Annotated in this window: 29 protein-coding genes; 3 read left to right on the plus strand and 26 right to left on the minus strand. The window is 66.9% G+C overall.

Annotation, left to right across the window (positions count from 1 at the left end):
* Positions 1–80: 80 nt before the first annotated feature.
* The 23 genes from ACWGH0_RS15185 to rpsJ all read right to left on the minus strand — a co-directional run bounded on the left by ACWGH0_RS15185 (position 81) and on the right by rpsJ (position 12000).
* Positions 81–743: an adenylate kinase gene (locus tag ACWGH0_RS15185; RefSeq protein WP_453404609.1), complete on the minus strand. Its 663-nt coding sequence runs from the start codon at positions 741–743 to the stop codon at positions 81–83.
* Positions 743–2056, minus strand: a complete 1314-nt coding sequence (gene secY, locus ACWGH0_RS15190) for a preprotein translocase subunit SecY (protein ID WP_453404610.1) — start codon at positions 2054–2056, stop codon at positions 743–745. The genes ACWGH0_RS15185 and secY overlap by 1 nt, the downstream gene beginning before the upstream one ends.
* 247 nt (positions 2057–2303) lie before the next feature.
* The gene (rplO, locus tag ACWGH0_RS15195) at positions 2304–2759 is read right to left on the minus strand and encodes a 50S ribosomal protein L15 (protein WP_028812360.1); all 456 of its coding nucleotides are present in this window, start codon (positions 2757–2759) and stop codon (positions 2304–2306) included.
* 1 nt (position 2760) lies between these two features.
* Entirely contained in the window at positions 2761–2943 is a 183-nt protein-coding gene (gene rpmD / locus ACWGH0_RS15200) for a 50S ribosomal protein L30 (protein WP_028812361.1), read from the minus strand.
* Complete coding sequence (gene rpsE, locus ACWGH0_RS15205) at positions 2943–3545, minus strand: 30S ribosomal protein S5 (RefSeq protein WP_028812362.1); 603 nt, start codon at positions 3543–3545, stop codon at positions 2943–2945. The genes rpmD and rpsE overlap by 1 nt, the downstream gene beginning before the upstream one ends.
* Positions 3546–3591: 46 nt before the next feature.
* Positions 3592–3975: a 50S ribosomal protein L18 gene (gene rplR, locus ACWGH0_RS15210; protein ID WP_028812363.1), complete on the minus strand. Its 384-nt coding sequence runs from the start codon at positions 3973–3975 to the stop codon at positions 3592–3594.
* Positions 3976–3978: 3 nt separating this feature from the next.
* The gene (gene rplF, locus ACWGH0_RS15215; protein WP_138894201.1) at positions 3979–4518 is read right to left on the minus strand and encodes a 50S ribosomal protein L6; all 540 of its coding nucleotides are present in this window, start codon (positions 4516–4518) and stop codon (positions 3979–3981) included.
* Between the two features lie 21 nt (positions 4519–4539).
* Positions 4540–4938, minus strand: a complete 399-nt coding sequence (gene rpsH, locus ACWGH0_RS15220; RefSeq protein ID WP_028812365.1) for a 30S ribosomal protein S8 — start codon at positions 4936–4938, stop codon at positions 4540–4542.
* Between the two features lie 210 nt (positions 4939–5148).
* The gene (locus ACWGH0_RS15225; RefSeq protein WP_004571834.1) at positions 5149–5334 is read right to left on the minus strand and encodes a type Z 30S ribosomal protein S14; all 186 of its coding nucleotides are present in this window, start codon (positions 5332–5334) and stop codon (positions 5149–5151) included.
* A 2-nt stretch (positions 5335–5336) separates the two neighbouring features.
* Positions 5337–5894 (minus strand): 50S ribosomal protein L5, encoded by a 558-nt coding sequence (gene rplE / locus ACWGH0_RS15230; protein ID WP_028812366.1) that lies wholly within the window; start codon positions 5892–5894, stop codon positions 5337–5339.
* Positions 5894–6217, minus strand: coding sequence for a 50S ribosomal protein L24 (rplX, locus tag ACWGH0_RS15235; RefSeq protein ID WP_028812367.1), 324 nt, complete (start codon positions 6215–6217; stop codon positions 5894–5896). The genes rplE and rplX overlap by 1 nt, the downstream gene beginning before the upstream one ends.
* A gap of 2 nt (positions 6218–6219) precedes the next feature.
* On the minus strand, positions 6220–6588 hold the full coding sequence (gene rplN, locus ACWGH0_RS15240) for a 50S ribosomal protein L14 (protein WP_003966950.1): 369 nt from the start codon (positions 6586–6588) through the stop codon (positions 6220–6222).
* 126 nt (positions 6589–6714) lie between these two features.
* The gene (gene rpsQ, locus ACWGH0_RS15245; RefSeq protein WP_028812368.1) at positions 6715–6999 is read right to left on the minus strand and encodes a 30S ribosomal protein S17; all 285 of its coding nucleotides are present in this window, start codon (positions 6997–6999) and stop codon (positions 6715–6717) included.
* On the minus strand, positions 6999–7223 hold the full coding sequence (gene rpmC, locus ACWGH0_RS15250) for a 50S ribosomal protein L29 (protein WP_028812369.1): 225 nt from the start codon (positions 7221–7223) through the stop codon (positions 6999–7001). The genes rpsQ and rpmC overlap by 1 nt, the downstream gene beginning before the upstream one ends.
* The gene (gene rplP, locus ACWGH0_RS15255) at positions 7223–7642 is read right to left on the minus strand and encodes a 50S ribosomal protein L16 (RefSeq protein WP_028812370.1); all 420 of its coding nucleotides are present in this window, start codon (positions 7640–7642) and stop codon (positions 7223–7225) included. Before rplP ends, rpmC begins: the two co-directional genes overlap by 1 nt.
* Before the next feature lie 5 nt (positions 7643–7647).
* Positions 7648–8493, minus strand: a complete 846-nt coding sequence (gene rpsC / locus ACWGH0_RS15260; protein ID WP_028812371.1) for a 30S ribosomal protein S3 — start codon at positions 8491–8493, stop codon at positions 7648–7650.
* Positions 8493–8840 carry a 50S ribosomal protein L22 gene (gene rplV / locus ACWGH0_RS15265; protein WP_028812372.1) on the minus strand — a complete coding sequence of 116 codons (348 nt, stop codon included), beginning with the start codon at positions 8838–8840 and terminating at the stop codon, positions 8493–8495. Before rplV ends, rpsC begins: the two co-directional genes overlap by 1 nt.
* 41 nt (positions 8841–8881) lie before the next feature.
* Positions 8882–9163, minus strand: coding sequence for a 30S ribosomal protein S19 (gene rpsS, locus ACWGH0_RS15270; protein WP_028812373.1), 282 nt, complete (start codon positions 9161–9163; stop codon positions 8882–8884).
* Positions 9164–9175: 12 nt separating this feature from the next.
* Positions 9176–10012 (minus strand): 50S ribosomal protein L2, encoded by an 837-nt coding sequence (gene rplB, locus ACWGH0_RS15275; protein WP_138901389.1) that lies wholly within the window; start codon positions 10010–10012, stop codon positions 9176–9178.
* A 39-nt stretch (positions 10013–10051) separates the two neighbouring features.
* Entirely contained in the window at positions 10052–10375 is a 324-nt protein-coding gene (rplW, locus tag ACWGH0_RS15280; protein ID WP_138901390.1) for a 50S ribosomal protein L23, read from the minus strand.
* Positions 10375–11028 (minus strand): 50S ribosomal protein L4, encoded by a 654-nt coding sequence (gene rplD, locus ACWGH0_RS15285; protein ID WP_453404611.1) that lies wholly within the window; start codon positions 11026–11028, stop codon positions 10375–10377. Before rplD ends, rplW begins: the two co-directional genes overlap by 1 nt.
* Positions 11029–11035: 7 nt before the next feature.
* Positions 11036–11680, minus strand: a complete 645-nt coding sequence (rplC, locus tag ACWGH0_RS15290) for a 50S ribosomal protein L3 (protein WP_069927448.1) — start codon at positions 11678–11680, stop codon at positions 11036–11038.
* Positions 11681–11691: 11 nt separating this feature from the next.
* Positions 11692–12000: a 30S ribosomal protein S10 gene (gene rpsJ / locus ACWGH0_RS15295; protein WP_003948644.1), complete on the minus strand. Its 309-nt coding sequence runs from the start codon at positions 11998–12000 to the stop codon at positions 11692–11694.
* 517 nt (positions 12001–12517) lie between these two features.
* Here rpsJ and ACWGH0_RS15300 point away from each other — a divergent pair.
* On the plus strand, positions 12518–13405 hold the full coding sequence (locus ACWGH0_RS15300; protein WP_453404612.1) for a hypothetical protein: 888 nt from the start codon (positions 12518–12520) through the stop codon (positions 13403–13405).
* A 69-nt stretch (positions 13406–13474) separates the two neighbouring features.
* Here the strand turns inward: ACWGH0_RS15300 and ACWGH0_RS15305 are convergent, their stop codons facing one another.
* Positions 13475–13735 (minus strand): DUF397 domain-containing protein, encoded by a 261-nt coding sequence (locus ACWGH0_RS15305; RefSeq protein ID WP_453404613.1) that lies wholly within the window; start codon positions 13733–13735, stop codon positions 13475–13477.
* Complete coding sequence (locus ACWGH0_RS15310) at positions 13732–14601, minus strand: helix-turn-helix domain-containing protein (protein ID WP_453404614.1); 870 nt, start codon at positions 14599–14601, stop codon at positions 13732–13734. The genes ACWGH0_RS15305 and ACWGH0_RS15310 overlap by 4 nt, the downstream gene beginning before the upstream one ends.
* Before the next feature lie 451 nt (positions 14602–15052).
* On the opposite strand from ACWGH0_RS15310, the gene ACWGH0_RS15315 reads away from it, so the two are divergent.
* Positions 15053–15991 (plus strand): helix-turn-helix domain-containing protein, encoded by a 939-nt coding sequence (locus tag ACWGH0_RS15315; protein WP_453404615.1) that lies wholly within the window; start codon positions 15053–15055, stop codon positions 15989–15991.
* A gap of 48 nt (positions 15992–16039) precedes the next feature.
* Entirely contained in the window at positions 16040–16627 is a 588-nt protein-coding gene (locus tag ACWGH0_RS15320; RefSeq protein ID WP_453404616.1) for a Uma2 family endonuclease, read from the plus strand.
* 12 nt (positions 16628–16639) lie between these two features.
* On the opposite strand, the gene ACWGH0_RS15325 is transcribed toward ACWGH0_RS15320, so the two are convergent.
* Positions 16640–17224, minus strand: coding sequence for an excalibur calcium-binding protein (locus ACWGH0_RS15325; RefSeq protein WP_453404617.1), 585 nt, complete (start codon positions 17222–17224; stop codon positions 16640–16642).
* Between the last annotated feature and the right edge of the window lie 41 nt (positions 17225–17265).

The raw sequence follows: 17265 nt of genomic DNA on the forward strand, positions 1-17265 counted from the left end.
CACGCGTCGCCGCGCGCTCAACAGTACGGCCGCGGCGCCTCTCGGACACCGCGGCCGCAACCGTCGTACTGCTCGTTCGATCAGCCCTCGGCGGAGGACTTCTTCAGGGCTTCCATCGCACGGGCGGTGACCTCGTCGACCTTGCCCAGCGCGGAGATGGTGACCACCAGGCCCTGCGCCTTGTAGTGGTCGATGATCGGCTCGGTCTCGCTGTGGTAGACCTCCAGCCGGCGGCGCACCGTTTCCTCGGTGTCGTCGCCGCGCTGGTAGAGCTCGCCGCCGCAGACGTCGCAGACGTCGTCCTGCTTCGGCGGGCTGTACGTCACGTGGAAGACGTGGCTCGAATCGTTACGGCAGGTGCGGCGACCCGCGATCCGCTTCACGACCTCGTCCTCGGGGACTTCCAGGTCCAGCACACCGTCGAGGTGCAGCCCCTCGGCCTTCAGCGACTCGTCGAGCGCCAGGGCCTGCGACACGTTGCGCGGGAAGCCGTCCAGCAGGAAGCCGCCAACCGCGTCGGGCTGGGACATGCGGTCCTTGGCCATCCCGATGGTGACCTCGTCCGGAACCAGGTTCCCGGCGTCCATGAACGCCTTGGCCTGCTTGCCGAGAGCCGTGCCCTGACTGATGTTGGCGCGGAAGAGGTCGCCCGTGGAGATGTGCGGGATCGACAGGTTCTTGGCAAGGAACGCGGCCTGCGTTCCCTTGCCGGCACCGGGCGGCCCGACGAGGACGATTCGCATCAGCGGAGGAACCCTTCGTAATTGCGCTGCTGGAGCTGACTCTCGATCTGCTTCACGGTCTCGAGACCCACACCCACGATGATGAGGATGCTTGTTCCACCGAAGGGGAAGTCCGCGTTCGCGCCGAAGCCTGCCAACGCCATCGTCGGCACAAGAGCGATCAGACCCAGATACAGCGAGCCCGGCCAAGTGATCCGGTTGAGCACGTAGCTCAGGTACTCGGCGGTAGGCCGACCTGCCCGGATACCCGGGATGAAGCCACCATACTTCTTCATGTTGTCGGCGACTTCCTCGGGGTTGAACGAGATCGCCACGTAGAAGAAGGCGAAGAACACGATCAACAGGAAGTACGTGGCGATGTAGATGGGCTGGCCATCCACGAAGTTCCCCTGAATCCACCGGCCCCAGTCGCTGCTGGCCCCTCCGCCGCTGAACTGGACGATCAGCATCGGGATGTAGAGCAGGGACGAGGCGAAGATGACGGGAATCACACCCGCCTGGTTCACCTTCAGGGGGATGTAAGTGGACGTACCGCCGTAGGACTTCCGCCCGATCATGCGCTTCGCGTACTGCACGGGGATCCTGCGCTGCGCCTGCTCGACGAAGACCACGAGACCGACCATGGCGAAGCCGACGAGGATCACGATGCCGAACTCGATCCAGCCGTTGGCCAGCTCGCCCTTCTCCTTGATGGCCCACAGGGCGCCCGGGAAGCCGGCGGCGATCGAGATGAACATCAGGATCGACATGCCGTTGCCGATGCCGCGGTCGGTGACGAGCTCACCGAGCCACATGACGGCCGCGGTGCCCGCCGTCATGGTGACCACCATCGTGATCGTCACGAAGATCGACTTGTCGGGGACGATCTGGCCCGCGACCTGGCAGCCCTGGAAGATCGCGCCGTTGCGGGCGGTGGCCACCAGACCGGTGCCCTGGAGCACGGCGAGGGCGACCGTCAGATAACGCGTGTACTGCGTGATCTTGGCGGTGCCGGACTGCCCCTCCTTCTTGAGGGCCTCCAGTCGCGGGATGACCACGGTCAGCAGCTGCAGGATGATGCTCGCCGTGATGTACGGCATGATGCCGAGCGCGAAGATCGTGATCTGCAGCAGGGCGCCACCGCTGAACAGGTTGACGAGCCCGAAGAGCCCGCCCGTCTGCGCCTGGTCGACACAGATCTGTACGTTCTTGTAGTTGACGCCGGGAACCGGAACATGGGCCCCGAGCCGGTACAGCACGATGATGCCCAGTGTGAAGAGCAGCTTCTTGCGCAGGTCGGGCGTCTTGAACGCCCGGGCGAACGCGGTGAGCACGGTGCCTCCTGCGACCCCCGCGCTACTGCGTCAGAGGTGACGGTATTGAGGATCGACGAATCCGACGGAACAACGAATGCAACTAGTACACGAATACAAAGCAGTCAAAAGCCGTGCGGGCGCACCGCACGGAAGTTAACGGTGCACGCCACCATACCGGCGACCATGCCCCCCTAGGAACGACCAACCGGGGATGCCCCTTTTGGGAGGCATCCCCGGTCGGTGTTCAAGCCATCGGGCTCGTCTCTCAGACGAGCTCGGTGACGGTGCCGCCAGCGGCAGCGATCTTCTCCTTGGCGGAGGCGGAAACGGCGTCAACCGTCACCGTCAGCGCCACGGAGACCTCGCCGGCGCCGAGCACCTTGACGAGCTGGTTCTTACGAACCGCACCCTTGGCGACCAGGTCGGCCACCGTGACCTCTCCACCCTGCGGGTAGAGGTCGGCGAGCTTGTCCAGGTTCACGACCTGGTACTCGGTGCGGAACGGGTTCTTGAAGCCCTTGAGCTTCGGGAGACGCATGTGGAGGGGCATCTGCCCGCCCTCGAAGCGCTCCGGAACCTGGTAACGGGCCTTGGTGCCCTTGGTACCACGACCTGCGGTCTTACCCTTCGACGCCTCACCACGACCCACACGGGTCTTGGCGGTCTTGGCGCCCGGGGCGGGCCGGAGGTTGTGGACCTTCAGCGGGTTGTTCTCCGCCATGTCAGTCGACCTCCTCAACCGTCACGAGGTGGCGGACGGTGTGCACCATTCCGCGGAACTCGGGGCGGTCCTCCTTGACAACCACGTCGTTCAGGCGCTTGAGCCCGAGCGAACGCAGGGTGTCGCGGTGGTTCTGCTTGCTGCCGATGTACGACTTCGTCTGCGTGATCTGGAGACGGGCCATTACGCACCCGCTCCCGCACGAGCACGGAGCAGGGCCGCGGGGGCCACGTCCTCGAGGGGCAGACCGCGGCGGGCCGCGATCTCCTCGGGACGCTGCAGGCCCTTGAGGGCCGTCACAGTCGCGTGGACGATGTTGATCGGGTTCGACGACCCGAGCGACTTCGACAGGATGTCGTGAACGCCGGCGCACTCGAGCACGGCACGCACCGGGCCACCGGCGATAACGCCGGTACCGGGGGAAGCCGGCTTGAGCAGGACGACGCCCGCAGCCTTCTCGCCCTGAATCGGGTGAGGGATGGTGCCCTGGATGCGCGGAACCTTGAAGAAGCTCTTCTTGGCCTCTTCAACGCCCTTGGCGATGGCCGCGGGAACTTCCTTGGCCTTGCCGTATCCGACGCCTACAGTGCCGTCACCGTCGCCCACCACGACCAGCGCGGTGAAGCTGAAGCGGCGACCACCCTTGACAACCTTGGCGACACGGTTGATCGCGACAACGCGCTCAACGTAAGCGGTCTTCTCGGCGGCAGCGCCACCGTCGCGACCCTTCCGGTCCCGCCGCTCGCCGCCACCGGCACCGCTTCCGCGGCGCTGGGGTCCAGCCATTGGATTTACCTCTCTCTGTTACGTCCGTTAGTCCCGGAACCGGGGCTTAGAACTTCAGCCCGGCTTCGCGGGCGGCGTCAGCCAGAGCGGCAATGCGCCCGGCGTACCTGTTGCCACCACGGTCGAACACGACGGCCTCGACGCCGGCAGCCTTGGCACGCTCGGCGACAAGCGCGCCGACCTGCTGGGCCTGGGCGCTCTTGTCGGCCTCGCCACCGCGGATCGAAGCGTCCAGGGTCGACGCCGACGCGAGCGTGTGGCCCGCGATGTCGTCGATGACCTGAGCAACGATGTTGCGGTTGGAGCGCGTCACGACCAGGCGAGGACGCTCCGGCGTACCGGAGACGTGCTTGCGGACGCGGATGTGGCGGCGCTTGATGGCAGCGCGCTTGTACGCGTCACCCTTGGCGATCTTTACACCGTATGCCATGGCTTACTTACCCGCCTTTCCAACCTTGCGGCGGATAACCTCGCCGGCGTACTTGACGCCCTTGGCCTTGTACGGGTCGGGCTTCCGCAGCTTGCGGATGTTAGCGGCGACCTCGCCGACCTTCTGCTTGTCGATGCCCTCGACGCTGAGCTTCGTGGGCGACTCGACCTTGAAGGTGATGCCCTCGGGGGCCTCGACGACGATCGGGTGGCTGTAGCCCAGGGCGAACTCCAGGTTGGAGCCCTTCGCCTGGACGCGGTAACCGACACCGCTGATCTCGAGCGCCTTGGTGTAACCCGTGGTCACGCCGGTGATCATGTTCGCCACCAGCGTGCGGGACAGGCCGTGAAGGGCCTTGTTCTGACGCTCGTCGTTGGGGCGGGTGACGCTGAGCACGCCGTCCTCACCCTTGGTGACCTCGATCGGCGCGGCGACGGTGTGCGTGAGGGAACCCTTGGGGCCCTTCACCGCGACCGTGCGGCCATCGATGGTGACGTCCACACCGGCGGGAACCTGGATGGGGAGCTTGCCGATTCGCGACATTAGCTTTTCCTCCGTTCCCGACTACCAGACGTAGGCGAGGACTTCCCCACCTACGCCCTTCTTGCCTGCCTGCTGGCCGGTCAGGAGACCGTGGGACGTGGAGATGATCGCCACGCCCAGGCCGCCGAGGACCTTCGGCAGATTGGTGGACTTCGCGTACACGCGCAGACCCGGCTTCGAGATCCGCTTGATGCCCGCAATGGAGCGCTCACGGTTCGGGCCGAACTTCAGCTCGAGAACGAGGGACTTGCCGACCTCGGCGTCCTCGACCTTCCAGCCGGTGATGAAGCCCTCCTGCTGGAGGATCTCCGCGATGTGCGACTTGATCTTGCTGTGCGGCATAGCCACGGTGTCGTGGTACGCCGAGTTCGCGTTACGCAGACGAGTCAGCATGTCCGCGATCGGATCAGTCATGGTCATGAATTGGCCTTCGGCCTCTCTCGCCGGGGTTTCCTGTATGCGCCATCCCTCTCCCCACTCAGTGGCGGGACGGGTGCGGTGCGGGGACCTACGGCGTAGTAAGTCGGTCAGGGCGGCAGGCGCCCAACCCCACAAGCCTACGGCATGCGGTGTCGGGCTCCTGCCGACCAGATACTTACCGAGAGCATCCGGAGTACGGGAAGTCCCGTACTACCAGGAGCTCTTGGTCACGCCCGGCAGCTCGCCACGGTGAGCCATCTCACGAAGGCACACGCGGCACAGGCCGAACTTGCGGTAAACGGAGTGCGGCCGGCCGCAGCGCTGGCAACGCGTGTACGCGCGCACAGCGAACTTCGGCTTGCGGGCCGCCTTAGCGATCAGGGCCTTCTTCGCCACGGTCAGTTCTCCTTGAACGGGAAGCCGAGGTGACGAAGGAGGGCACGACCCTCGTCGTCGTTGGTCGCCGTGGTGACCACGGTGATGTCCATGCCCCGGACCCGGTCGATCTTGTCCTGGTCGATCTCGTGGAACATGACCTGCTCCGTGAGACCGAAGGTGTAGTTGCCACGGCCGTCGAACTGCTTCGGCGACAGACCACGGAAGTCACGGATACGCGGCAGCGCGAGCGACAGCGTACGGTCCAGGAACTCCCACATGCGGTCACCGCGGAGGGTGACGTGGCAGCCGATCGGCTGACCCTCGCGCAGCTTGAACTGCGCGATGGACTTCCGGGCCTTGGTGACGGCCGGCTTCTGGCCGGTGATCGTGGTGAGGTCGCGAATAGCGCCGTCGATCAGCTTGGAGTCGCGGGCGGCGTCGCCCACACCCATGTTGACCACGATCTTGACGAGACCGGGGATCTGCATGACGTTCTCGTACGAGAACTCCTCACGCAGCTTGCCCGCGATCTCCTCGCGGTAGCGCAGCTTCAGACGCGGCGCGGTGGTGGTAGTCATCAGATGTCCTCACCAGTCCGCTTGGCAACGCGGATCTTGTTGCCCTCGTCGTCAAAGCGGTAGCCGACGCGAGTGACGACCTTCTTGCCGTCCTTCTCAACAACCAGCTGCACGTTGCTGACGTGGACCGGGGCCTCGGTCGTCACGATGCCACCGGTCTGGGAACCGCGAGCGGTCTGACCGGCCTTGGTGTGCTTCTTGACCCGGTTGACACCCTCGACGAGGACGCGGTTCTCGCGGGGGAAGGCGACGATGACCTTGCCCTGCTTGCCCTTGTCCTTACCGGTGATGACCTGAACCAGGTCGCCCTTCTTGATCTTCATGCTTACAGCACCTCCGGCGCGAGCGAGATGATCTTCATGAACTTCTTCTCGCGCAGCTCACGGCCCACCGGGCCGAAGATACGGGTGCCACGAGGGTCGCCGTCGTTCTTGAGAATGACAGCGGCGTTCTCGTCGAAGCGGATGTACGAGCCGTCCTGGCGGCGGCGCTCCTTGACGGTGCGAACGATGACCGCCTTGACGACGTCACCCTTCTTCACGTTGCCGCCGGGGATCGCGTCCTTGACGGTGGCGACGATGACGTCGCCGATGCCCGCGTAGCGGCGACCCGAGCCACCGAGAACACGGATGGTGAGAATTTCCTTCGCACCCGTGTTGTCGGCGACGCGCAGTCGCGACTCCTGCTGGATCACGTCTATCTCCTGATCGTCTGCCGGTTCCCGGCAGGGGCACCTGGGTGCCCCTGCCGAGCCTGGCGGAACTACTTAGAAGGAAACCCCTCTAAGGCGTGTCTATCGGAATTCCCTTGCGGGAATTACCTACTTGGCCTTCTCGAGGATCTCGACGATGCGCCAGCGCTTGCTCGCCGACAGCGGACGCGTCTCCATGATGAGGACGCGGTCGCCGACGCCTGCGGCGTTGGACTCGTCGTGAGCCTTGAGCTTGTTCGTACGGCGGATGACCTTGCCGTACAGGGCGTGCTTGACGCGATCCTCGACAGCGACGACGACGGTCTTGTCCATCTTGTCGCTGACGACGAGACCCTCACGGGTCTTGCGGAATCCGCGCTGCTCAGTCGTCTCAGTCACATTCTTCTCGCTCATCAGGCGCTCTCCACCGTCTCGATGCCCAGCTCGCGCTCGCGCATCAGGGTGTAGATCCGGGCGATGTCCTTACGGACGGACTTGAGCCGGCCGTGGTTCTCGAGCTGTCCGGTCGCCGCCTGGAAGCGGAGGTTGAACAGTTCTTCCTTGGCCTCACGGAGCTTCGCGACGAGGTCCTCGTCGTTGAGCTCGCGCAGCTCGGTCGCCTTGGTACCGGCCGCCATCACGACTCACCTGCCTCGCGCCGAACAATCCGGCACTTCATCGGAAGCTTGTGAGCAGCGCGGGTGAGCGCCTCACGAGCAATCTTCTCGTTCGGGTAGGACAGCTCGAACATGACCCGGCCCGGGTGCACGTTCGCGATCCACCACTCGGGAGAACCCTTACCGGAACCCATGCGGGTCTCGGCAGGCTTCTTCGTCAGGGGGCGGTCCGGGTAGATGTTGATCCAGACCTTGCCGCCACGCTTGATGTGGCGGGTCATCGCGATACGAGCAGCCTCGATCTGGCGGTTCGTCACGTAGGCCGGGGTCAGCGCCTGGATGCCGTACTCGCCGAATGCGACCTCAGTGCCACCCTTCGCCATACCACGGCGCTTGGGGTGGTGCTGCTTGCGGTGCTTGACCCTACGAGGGATCAGCATTTCGGTCAGGCCTCCGTTCCGGTGCTCTCAGCCGGAGCAGCGGCGGCGGGAGCGTCGGCCTTGGGGGCCTCTGCTGCCGGTGCGCCCTGCTGCGGCTTGCGGCCGCGGCCGCCACGCTCGCCACCACGTCCGCCACGGCCACCGGCCGGACGGTCGGCCGCGCCGCCACCACGGGCCGGGCGGTTACCCGCACGGGCCGCGGCGTTCTCGGCACGGACCTCGGCGATGTTCTTGACGTCGCCCTTGTAGATCCAGACCTTCACGCCGATACGGCCGAAGGTGGTCTTGGCCTCGAAGAAGCCGTAGTCCACGTTCGCGCGCAGCGTGTGCAGCGGCACACGACCCTCGCGGTAGAACTCGGACCGGGACATCTCGGCGCCGCCGAGACGGCCACCACACTGGATCTTGATGCCCTTGGCGCCGGCCTTCATCGTGCCCTGCATGCTCTTACGCATGGCGCGACGGAAGGAGACGCGGGAGGAGAGCTGCTCGGCAACGGCCTGGGCGACCAGCTGAGCGTCCATCTCGGGGTTCTTGACCTCGAGGATGTTCAGCTGGACCTGCTTGCCCGTGAGCTTCTCGAGGTCACCGCGGATGCGGTCGGCCTCGGCGCCACGGCGGCCGATGACGATGCCCGGACGAGCGGTGTGGATGTCCACACGCACGCGGTCACGGGTGCGCTCGATCTCCACCTTCGAGATGCCGGCGCGCTCCATGCCGGACGTCATCATCCTGCGGATGGCGACGTCTTCCTTGACGTAGTCCTTGTACAGCTTGTCGGCGTACCAACGGGACTTGAAGTCCGTGGTGATGCCGAGCCGGAACCCGTGCGGGTTTACCTTCTGGCCCATTACCGGGAACCTTCCTTGCTGCTGACGACCACGGTGATGTGGCTGGTCCGCTTGCGGATCCGGTAGGCACGGCCCTGAGCGCGCGGACGGAACCGCTTCAGGGTCGGGCCCTCGTCGACGTACGCCTCGCTGATGACCAGCGAGGAGGCGTCCGTGTGGTCGTAGTTGTGCGCGGCGTTGGCAATGGCGCTGTCAAGCACCTTGCCGACCGGCACGCTGGCGGCCTGCGGGGCGAAACGCAGGACCGCCTGGGCCTCCGTGGCATCCATGCCACGGATAAGGTCCACCACGCGGCGGGCCTTCATGGGCGTGACGCGGATGTACCGCGCCTGGGCCCTGGCTTCCATGGTTGTCCCTTCGGTGTCGTTCATAGTCATCGCACCCCGCCTTAGCGGCGCTTCGACTTGCGGTCGTCCTTGACGTGGCCGCGGAAGGTGCGGGTCGGCGCAAACTCGCCGAGCTTGTGGCCGACCATCGACTCGGTGACGAACACCGGGACGTGAATCTTGCCGTTGTGCACCGCGATGGTGTGACCCAGCATGCTGGGAATGATCATCGAGCGCCGGGACCAGGTCTTGATGACGTTCTTGGTGCCTGCCTCGTTCTGTACGTCCACCTTCTTGATGAGGTGTCCGTCGACGAAGGGCCCCTTCTTGAGACTGCGCGGCATCTAAACCCGCTCCTAGCGCTTCTTGTTCGTCTTGCGGCGGCGGACGATGTACTTGCTCGATGCCTTCTTCGGCGAGCGAGTACGACCCTCCTTCTGACCCCACGGGCTGACCGGGTGGCGACCACCGGAAGTCTTGCCCTCACCACCACCGTGCGGGTGGTCAACCGGGTTCATCGCGACACCGCGGACGGTCGGGCGTACGCCCTTCCAGCGCATACGGCCGGCCTTGCCCCAGTTGATGTTCGACTGCTCGGCGTTGCCGACCTCGCCGATCGTGGCGCGGCAGCGGGCGTCGACCAGCCGGATCTCGCCGGACGGCATACGAAGGTGGGCCATGGTGCCCTCCTTCGCCAGCAGCTGCACGGAGGCACCCGCGGAACGGGCGAACTTCGCGCCGCCGCCGGGCCGCAGCTCGATGGCGTGGATGGTCGTACCGACCGGGATGTTGCGCAGCGCGAGGTTGTTGCCGGGCTTGATGTCGGCCGTGGGGCCGTTCTCAATCCGGTCACCCTGCGACAGGCCACGCGGTGCGATGATGTAGCGCTTCTCGCCGTCTGCGTAGTGCAGCAGCGCGATGCGCGCGGTGCGGTTCGGGTCGTACTCGATGTGAGCGACCTTCGCCGGCACGCCGTCCTTGTCGTGACGACGGAAGTCGATCACGCGGTAGGCGCGCTTGTGTCCGCCACCCTGGTGGCGAACGGTGATCCGACCGGCGTTGTTACGGCCGCCCTTGCTGTGCAGGGGGCGGACCAGCGACTTCTCCGGCGTGGACCGCGTGATCTCGACAAAGTCGGCTACGGAGGAGCCACGGCGGCCCGGCGTAGTCGGCTTGTACTTGCGGATTCCCATTTCTCAGTCCTCGTCCGATTCCGGACGACTCGACCTCCGTCAGGAGGTCGGGCCGCCGAAGATGTCGATACGGTCGCCCTCGGCGAGGGTCACGATGGCGCGCTTGGTGTCGGCGCGCTTGCCGAAGCCGGTCTTGGTGCGCTTGCGCTTACCCTGCCGGTTGATCGTGTTGACCCCGGTGACCTTGACCCCGAAGACCGCCTGGACGGCCTGCTTGATCTGCGTCTTGTTGGAGCCGGGCGCGACGATGAACGTGTACTTGTTCTCGTCGAGCAGCGCGTAGCTCTTCTCGGAAACAACCGGCTTGACGAGGACGTCGCGCGGGTCCGTGAAGGTCTTGCTGGTTACGGTCGCCTCAGCCATCAGACGTCGCTCCCTTCGGTCTCATCGGCCTTGGTGGGGCCAGACACGAAAGACTCGAAAGCGGCCTTGGTGAAGACCACGTCGTCAGAGACGAGCACGTCGTACGTGTTCAGCTGGCCCGGCTCCAGGAGGTGCACCTGGGGCAGGTTGCGGGCGGACAGCCACGCGGCCTCGTCCGAACGCTCGGCGACCAGGAGCACGTGCTTGCGCTCGCTGACCTTGCCCAGCAGGGACTTCGCGGCCTTCGTGGAAACCGCACCCTCGACCACGCCGGAGACGACGTGGATGCGAGCGTTGCGCGCCCGGTCGGTGAGGGCGCCACGCAGAGCGGCGGCCTTCATCTTCTTGGGCGTGCGCTGCGAGTAGTCACGCGGCTGCGGGCCGTGGACGACGCCACCGCCGGCGAACTGCGGGGCGCGGGTCGAACCCTGACGGGCGCGGCCGGTGCCCTTCTGGCGGTACGGCTTCTTGCCGCCACCGCGGACTTCGCCGCGACGCTTGGTCTTGTGCGTGCCCTGACGGGCAGCGGCCAGCTGTGCGACAACGACCTGGTGGATCAGCGGAATGCTGACCTTGGCGTCGAAGATCTCCGCGGGGAGCTCGACCGTCCCGGCCTTGTCGCCTGCCGGCGAAAGGATGTCAATGGTGCTCATCGGTTCCTCAAACCCCCTTGGCCGCGGTGCGGACCAGGACGAGGCCACCGTTGGGGCCGGGGACGGCGCCCTTGATGAGCAGCAGACCCTTCTCGGCGTCAACGGCGTGGACGGTCAGGTTCTGGGTGGTGACCCGCTCGTTGCCCATGCGACCCGCCATGCGCATGCCCTTGAAGACACGGCCGGGGGTGGCACAGCCACCGATGGAACCAGGCTTGCGGTGCACGCGGTGGGCACCGTGGGAAGCCTTGCCACCGGCGAAGTTGTGACGCTTCATGACACCGGCGAAGCCCTTGCCCTTGCTCTTGCCCGTGACGTCAACCTTGACGCCGGACTCGAACACCTCGGCAGTGATCTCCTGGCCGAGCGTGTACTCGCTGGCGTCGGAGGTACGGAGCTCCACCAGGTGGCGGCGCGGGGTCACGTCGGCCTTGGCGAAGTGGCCCTTGAGGGGCTTGTTCACCTTGCGAGGGTCGATCTCGCCGAAGGCGATCTGGACCGACTCGTAGCCGTCGGTGTCGTTCGTACGTACCTGGGTCACGACATTCGGCCCGGCCTTGACGACGGTCACCGGGACAACCCGGTTGTTCTCGTCCCAGACCTGGGTCATGCCGAGCTTCTCGCCCAGGATTCCCTTAATCTGCTTAGCCATCTCCGCGCCCCTCAGAGCTTGATCTCGATGTCAACGCCGGCCGGAAGGTCCAGGCGCATCAGCGAGTCAACGGTCTTGGGGGTGGGGTCGAGGATGTCGATGAGGCGCTTGTGCGTGCGCATCTCGAAGTGCTCGCGAGAATCCTTGTACTTGTGCGGCGACTTGATGACGCAGTACACGTTCTTCTCTGTGGGCAGCGGCACCGGGCCCGCGACCGACGCACCAGTGCGAGTCACCGTCTCGACGATCTTCTTCGCCGAAGAGTCGATGACCTCGTGGTCGTAGGCCTTGAGCCGGATGCGGATCTTCTGTCCCGCCATGGCTACCTAGTAGTCCTGTTCTCTCGAAACGCTCTGGGACCCGGGGGCTGTCTTTGTCAGCACCGCTCTTCTCCGACCCACGCGGTCGGGCGTGTCGCATCCTCGCCAGTACGAAATCCCGAAGGTTTTCCCTGAAGCAGGGGATGCGGTCCGCGACCGCTGGTCCGGGGAAGAAACACCCACCGGGCGCCTGGTCTCAGCCCCGCTGACGCTTCCCGAAAGATTCCCGTACGTCCGCCCCAGCGCTGCCCGGAGGGGCAGTTAGGGCGACGAGTACTGTGGGACTCGCTTCCGGTCCTCCCGACGGGAGGCGCGCAGCATCGGCACTCAACCGAGCAACCCCGACAGTCTGCCATACGGGGCACAGCCCGCGCCAATCGGGCGCAAGAGATTACCCCGTACGTGACGAACGTCAAACCGACCCGCACCCCGGGCGCGCCGCACCGCCCCACCCGACCGGGTGAACACCCCCGATTCGGGCGAACGGGGGGCCGGTAAGTCCATAGCGTCATATGCCATGGTCAGTTCCTCGCACGAGGCGATGCACCGGATCTTCCAGGAGGCTCCGGGCGTTTTCACCCGCACCTTCCGGACACTCGGGCTCCCTTTCGACGACCCCGTCGCCGTTTCCCTGCTCCCCACCGACCTCACCGAGAACAGTCCATTGGAACGCCGTGTGGACACCCTCCTGCGCTTCGACACCGCCGAAGCGGACAGCAGCTTCCTGCTGGCCGTCGAGGCCCAGGGCAAGAAGGATCCCGCCAAGCTCGCCAGCTGGGCGTACTACCTGGCTCATCTCAACGCCAAGTACGGCGTCCCGGCAGTACTCCTCGTCGTGTGCCAGGACAAGAACACCGCGGCATGGGCCTCGGCACCGGTCGACATCGGCCCGCCGCAGTGGCCCGCTCTGACCTTGCGTCCCCTGGTCCTCGGCCCCCACAACGTGCCGGCGATCAAGGATCCCGTCACGGCCGCCGCCGACATCCCTCTCGCCGCGTTCTCCGCGATCACGCACGGGAAGGACCCGGACGCCGGTGCGATACTGAGAGCGCTGGCCGCCGCCTTGAAGACCGTGGACGAAGACACCGCAAGCATCTTCATCGAACTCACCGAACAGGGCCTGGGCACCGCCCCGGCAGCTCAGATCTGGAGGGACCTGATGGCCGTCGACCTCTCCTTCTTCCGCTCGGAGACCGCGCAGCGCCTGCGGGGTGAGGGGCGAGCCGAGGGCCGGGCAGAGGGCCGGGCAGAGGACATCGTCCTGCTGCTGACGAAGCGGGGCATCGAGGTCCCCGAAGAAGCCCGCGACCGCATCACCGACTGCACCGACCTCGACACGCTCAGCGTCTGGTTCGACCGGGCCATCACCGCCACCTCGGCGGAGGAGCTGTTCGCCGAGGAGTGACGGGCCCCTGAAGCGGCCCGAGCCCTTGTCCCGCGAAGCTGCGGGGGCAGGGGCTCGGTGGTCCGCGCGTCAGCTCGTGGAAGCGTACGCCACGAAGTCGGCCCACGCGCCCGGTGCGAACCCGAGCCGCGGGCCGCGTACGTTCTTGGAGTCGCGGACGTGGACGATGCCGCAGCCGGTGGCCGTCTCGACGCAGTGGTTGGTGTCACTACCGCTGTAGCTGCTCTTGGTCCAGGCGACTTCGACACACTCAGGGCCGTCGTTGGTGCTGTAGCTGCTCTTGAACCACTCCAGCTCGGCAACATCTCCGACTGCGGGCTTGCGAGTCATGTCTCTCCCAGCACTTTCTCGATGAAGGCCAGTGACTCCCGTGGAGTGAGAGCCTGCGCCCGGATCATTCCATAGCGCATCTCCAGGACCTGGACCTCCTTCGGATCGGAGATCAGGCGGCTGGTGAGTTGGACTTCGTTGTGCCCCACCGTGGTGCCGTCCCTGAGTTTCAGCAGTTGGAGCGAGCCACCGAGTCCGGCGTGATCCTCACAAGCGGTCGGCATCACCTGGATCTCAACGTGGCGCAACTGCCCTACCTCAAGCAGGTGTTCGAGCTGGCGCCGCAGCGCCATTCTCCCCCCGATCGGCCGTCGAAGAAGAGCTTCTTCCTGGACGAACGTGAGGAGAGGTGCCGGCCGTTGCTCGAAGAGCGACTGCCTGGCCATTCGGGCAGCTACCAGTCGTTCAAGGTGTTCCTCTCCATAGGAGGGGCGCCGCAGGCCGAACAAGGCTCGGGCGTACTCCTCCGTCTGCAACAAGCCGTGCACAACGGTGTTGCCGTAGGCGCCAAGCTCCCCCGCCTCCCCCTCCAGCTTGGCCAGGTCACGGACCTTCTTCGGGTACCTGGCCTCCTCCACGTCCTTCTTCATCGCGGAGATCCTGCCGCCCGCGCCCAGGGCCTCGTCCGCGCGGTCCAGGTACTCCGGCTGCGGGATGCGCCGGCCGCGTTCCACCGCCGATACCAGGTCCTCGCTGTATCCGATGACCGCGCCGAACTCCGCCTGCCGCAGCCCCGCAGCCTCGCGCCACAGCTTGAGCTGGCGGCTCACCGCCTTGAGGACGGCCGTCGAGTCGTCCTCAAGGCCGGGGTCCCAGCCGGGGCCGTCCGCCCCGTCCGCCGTGTAGTCCGTACCGCCGCCGCCCATGCGAGACACCCACTTCCGACGTACCCATCCGCGCCTGCACGGAGTGCCGGCATGACGTGATCCGGCACAGCCGGACGGTCACTTTCCGTGCAGGCGTCATCGCTGTGCAGCGTAGGCGCAGACGGACACGCTGGGTGATGGGAGCTGGGAAATCATCCTTACGACGCCCCTCACCGGGTCGCGGTGGGTCGCGATGCGGTGGGCCGCGACGCGGGTCGGCGCGACGCGGGTCGGCGGGACGTCTAAGGCTCTCAATCCCCGGGAGTGAAAACCCCTCCCAACCCCACCAGCCTCCCCGTCACCCACACGGGTGGCGTTCGCCAACTGGGCTAGGTTTCGGGCCGGTTGCCGGGCATATGCTCTCGGCGACAACCGCAGACATGCGACGGCCCCCGGCCGGGACGGCAATCCCGAACGAGGGCCTGACCACCAAGGAAGAAGCACCTTCCCGATGGATGTTCAGCACCTTAGCGCGCCCTCGCGCGCCTCGTCCGGCGTTCCCCGCGCCGCCGCCCGCTCCGGTTCCGGCGTCGTCCACGCGAACACCCCGCACACCCGCCGCTACACCGTGGTCGGGAACCACCTCACCCAGCACCGCGAACTGACGCTCGTCGCGATCGGGCTCGCCGCGCACATCCAGTCGCTGCCCGCCGGGGCCCGTATCGGCATCAAGTGCCTGGCGGACCGGTTCCCGGAGGGCGAGGCGCGCATCGCCGCCGCGCTGCGCGAGCTGGAGGCGCACGGCTACCTGGAACGCACCCGGGAGCGGCTGCCGAACGGCCGGATCATCACCCACACGGTGTCGTACAACCAACCGGAGCAGAGCCGCCCCGCCGGCGACCCGGTGCCCAGGCCGAAGCGGCCCGCACCCCCGGCCCTGCGCCCCAGGCAGGCCGCGCCCCCGTCCGCCCCCGTCGACGTACGCCCGCTCCCGGCGGAGGAGGACTCGGCACCGGCAGCCGAAGCGGCACCCGCACCCCAGCCCCGCCGCGTCGCCCCGCCCCTCCCCCGGCCCCGTACCGAGGACCCGGTGCGTGGCCGCGCCGCCGCCGCGCTGCTCGCGGACCTGCGCCGGGACGACCCGCGCCTGCTTCTCGCCGAGCGGGACGTGCACCGGCTCGCGCCCGCCGTCGCCGCCTGGCTGGAGCGCGGGGCCGCCCCCGACGCCGTACGCGCCGCCCTGGCCGCGAACCTTCCCGAGCAGCCGCGCCACCCCGCGGCCCTGCTGGCGCACCGGCTCCCCACACTGCTGCCGCCGCCTCTGCCGCCCGCGCCGAAGGTGGTACGGCCGGACCCGTTCCAGACCTGCGAGGACTGCGACCGCGCCTTCCGCGCGCCCTCGCCGGGCCGCTGCCGCGACTGCCGACCCGCCCTGACGGGGGCCGCCTAGCATGGCGGTAACGACCCCATCCCTGGGCACAGACGAGGAGCGAGCGCCATGACCATCGCCCCGGACGACGCACGGCGAGACGGCCACTTGTACCAGGTGATGCGGGAGTTCGTTCAGTCCATGGACGACACCCTTCCCGGCAAGTTCGAGATCACCAAGGAAGGGATCGTCCACGACATGATGTCGCCCGCGAAGCCGCACGAACTCACCACGCTGCGCGTGCGCCGGCGCCTGGAGAAGGTTCTGCCGGAAGAGCTCGTAGCCCACACGGGGACGCCGGACGTGGAAGAGGCAGCCGAGGGCATCATGCGCCATCCCGACGTGATGGTGATCGCCGAGGCGGACATGGAGGGCGAGGGGTCCTTCGACCCTCGTACGCTCGTCGCCGCCGTCGAGGTCGTGTCACGGTCCAATCCGGACAACGACTGGGTGAGCAAGATGAGGGACTACCCCTTGCTGGGCATTCCCGTGTACGCGGTCTTCGATCCGCGTACCGGCTCCGGCGCGGTGCTCTCCGACATCCACTCCACGCCGGACGGCCCCCGCTACGCCACCCGGAAGGATTTCGTGTACGGCGAGGACGTCACCATCGGCGCGTGGACGATCTCGACGGAGCAGCTGCCCCGCTACCCGTAGCCCTGAGCGCCGTCACAGGTCCTTGGCTTGGCGACGGCGCCGCCGCGCGGCCACGAGACCCACGGTCAGAGCCGCCGCGGCGGCCGTGAGGCCGATGCCCAGGGCGGTCTCGGTGGTGCTGGTTCCGTCGTCCATGGTCCCGCCCTCGCCGCCCCTGACCCCGAGAGTGGGGGACGCGGTGGGCTGTACGGGTGCCTCGGTGGTGGCCGGCGCCGTGACGGTGGGGGTCGCGGGGGTGGCCGTGGTCGTGGTCGTGGCCGTGGCTGTCGCCGTGGCCGCCGGTGTGGTGGGCGACGCCGTGGCCGGGGGCGTGGTCGTGGTCGTGGTGGTGACGGTGACCACCGGCCGGGGCGAGGCGGTGGCCGTGCCGATCTGGCCCCGGCTCGGCAGCGCCTCGCAGGCGATCCGGTCGTCGTCCCCGGGGTCCTCGTCGAGCCGGTACGGGTCGCTGGGGTCCCGGTCGAACTCCGCCTGCGCCTCCTCCTGATAGGTGAAGTCGCTGCAGTCGAGGTCGGGCTGCGCGTACGAGACGCCGGACAACGGGAGTGAGGCGGCGGCAGCCAGTACCACGGCTGTCGCGGCAGTACGAAGATTCATTTCTCGAACGTAAGCAGGGTGATCTTTCCCTGCCACTCGGC

Source organism: Streptomyces sp. NPDC054887 (assembly GCF_053610585.1).

What these genes read in the sequence shown, in the direction of transcription:
- ACWGH0_RS15300 (WP_453404612.1), top strand. Translation starts at nt 12,518, where the DNA reads ATGGTCAGTTCCTCGCACGAGGCGATGCACCGGATCTTCCAGGAGGCT.
- rpsE (WP_028812362.1), bottom strand. Translation starts at nt 3,545, where the DNA reads ATGGCTGGACCCCAGCGCCGCGGAAGCGGTGCCGGTGGCGGCGAGCGG.
- rplW (WP_138901390.1), bottom strand. Translation starts at nt 10,375, where the DNA reads ATGGCTGAGGCGACCGTAACCAGCAAGACCTTCACGGACCCGCGCGAC.
- ACWGH0_RS15310 (WP_453404614.1), bottom strand. Translation starts at nt 14,601, where the DNA reads ATGGGCGGCGGCGGTACGGACTACACGGCGGACGGGGCGGACGGCCCC.
- rplE (WP_028812366.1), bottom strand. Translation starts at nt 5,894, where the DNA reads ATGACTACCACCACCGCGCCGCGTCTGAAGCTGCGCTACCGCGAGGAG.
- ACWGH0_RS15185 (WP_453404609.1), bottom strand. Translation starts at nt 743, where the DNA reads ATGCGAATCGTCCTCGTCGGGCCGCCCGGTGCCGGCAAGGGAACGCAG.
- rplF (WP_138894201.1), bottom strand. Translation starts at nt 4,518, where the DNA reads ATGTCGCGAATCGGCAAGCTCCCCATCCAGGTTCCCGCCGGTGTGGAC.
- rpmD (WP_028812361.1), bottom strand. Translation starts at nt 2,943, where the DNA reads ATGGCCCGTCTCCAGATCACGCAGACGAAGTCGTACATCGGCAGCAAG.
- rplR (WP_028812363.1), bottom strand. Translation starts at nt 3,975, where the DNA reads ATGGCATACGGTGTAAAGATCGCCAAGGGTGACGCGTACAAGCGCGCT.
- rpsC (WP_028812371.1), bottom strand. Translation starts at nt 8,493, where the DNA reads ATGGGCCAGAAGGTAAACCCGCACGGGTTCCGGCTCGGCATCACCACG.
- rplD (WP_453404611.1), bottom strand. Translation starts at nt 11,028, where the DNA reads ATGAGCACCATTGACATCCTTTCGCCGGCAGGCGACAAGGCCGGGACG.
- rplO (WP_028812360.1), bottom strand. Translation starts at nt 2,759, where the DNA reads ATGGCGGAGAACAACCCGCTGAAGGTCCACAACCTCCGGCCCGCCCCG.
- rpsH (WP_028812365.1), bottom strand. Translation starts at nt 4,938, where the DNA reads ATGACCATGACTGATCCGATCGCGGACATGCTGACTCGTCTGCGTAAC.
- rpsJ (WP_003948644.1), bottom strand. Translation starts at nt 12,000, where the DNA reads ATGGCGGGACAGAAGATCCGCATCCGGCTCAAGGCCTACGACCACGAG.
- rplP (WP_028812370.1), bottom strand. Translation starts at nt 7,642, where the DNA reads ATGCTGATCCCTCGTAGGGTCAAGCACCGCAAGCAGCACCACCCCAAG.
- rpsS (WP_028812373.1), bottom strand. Translation starts at nt 9,163, where the DNA reads ATGCCGCGCAGTCTCAAGAAGGGGCCCTTCGTCGACGGACACCTCATC.
- rplV (WP_028812372.1), bottom strand. Translation starts at nt 8,840, where the DNA reads ATGGAAGCCAGGGCCCAGGCGCGGTACATCCGCGTCACGCCCATGAAG.
- rplC (WP_069927448.1), bottom strand. Translation starts at nt 11,680, where the DNA reads ATGGCTAAGCAGATTAAGGGAATCCTGGGCGAGAAGCTCGGCATGACC.
- rplX (WP_028812367.1), bottom strand. Translation starts at nt 6,217, where the DNA reads ATGAAGATCAAGAAGGGCGACCTGGTTCAGGTCATCACCGGTAAGGAC.
- ACWGH0_RS15325 (WP_453404617.1), bottom strand. Translation starts at nt 17,224, where the DNA reads ATGAATCTTCGTACTGCCGCGACAGCCGTGGTACTGGCTGCCGCCGCC.
- rplB (WP_138901389.1), bottom strand. Translation starts at nt 10,012, where the DNA reads ATGGGAATCCGCAAGTACAAGCCGACTACGCCGGGCCGCCGTGGCTCC.
- rpmC (WP_028812369.1), bottom strand. Translation starts at nt 7,223, where the DNA reads ATGGCGGCCGGTACCAAGGCGACCGAGCTGCGCGAGCTCAACGACGAG.
- rpsQ (WP_028812368.1), bottom strand. Translation starts at nt 6,999, where the DNA reads ATGAGCGAGAAGAATGTGACTGAGACGACTGAGCAGCGCGGATTCCGC.
- ACWGH0_RS15315 (WP_453404615.1), top strand. Translation starts at nt 15,053, where the DNA reads ATGGATGTTCAGCACCTTAGCGCGCCCTCGCGCGCCTCGTCCGGCGTT.
- ACWGH0_RS15320 (WP_453404616.1), top strand. Translation starts at nt 16,040, where the DNA reads ATGACCATCGCCCCGGACGACGCACGGCGAGACGGCCACTTGTACCAG.
- ACWGH0_RS15305 (WP_453404613.1), bottom strand. Translation starts at nt 13,735, where the DNA reads ATGACTCGCAAGCCCGCAGTCGGAGATGTTGCCGAGCTGGAGTGGTTC.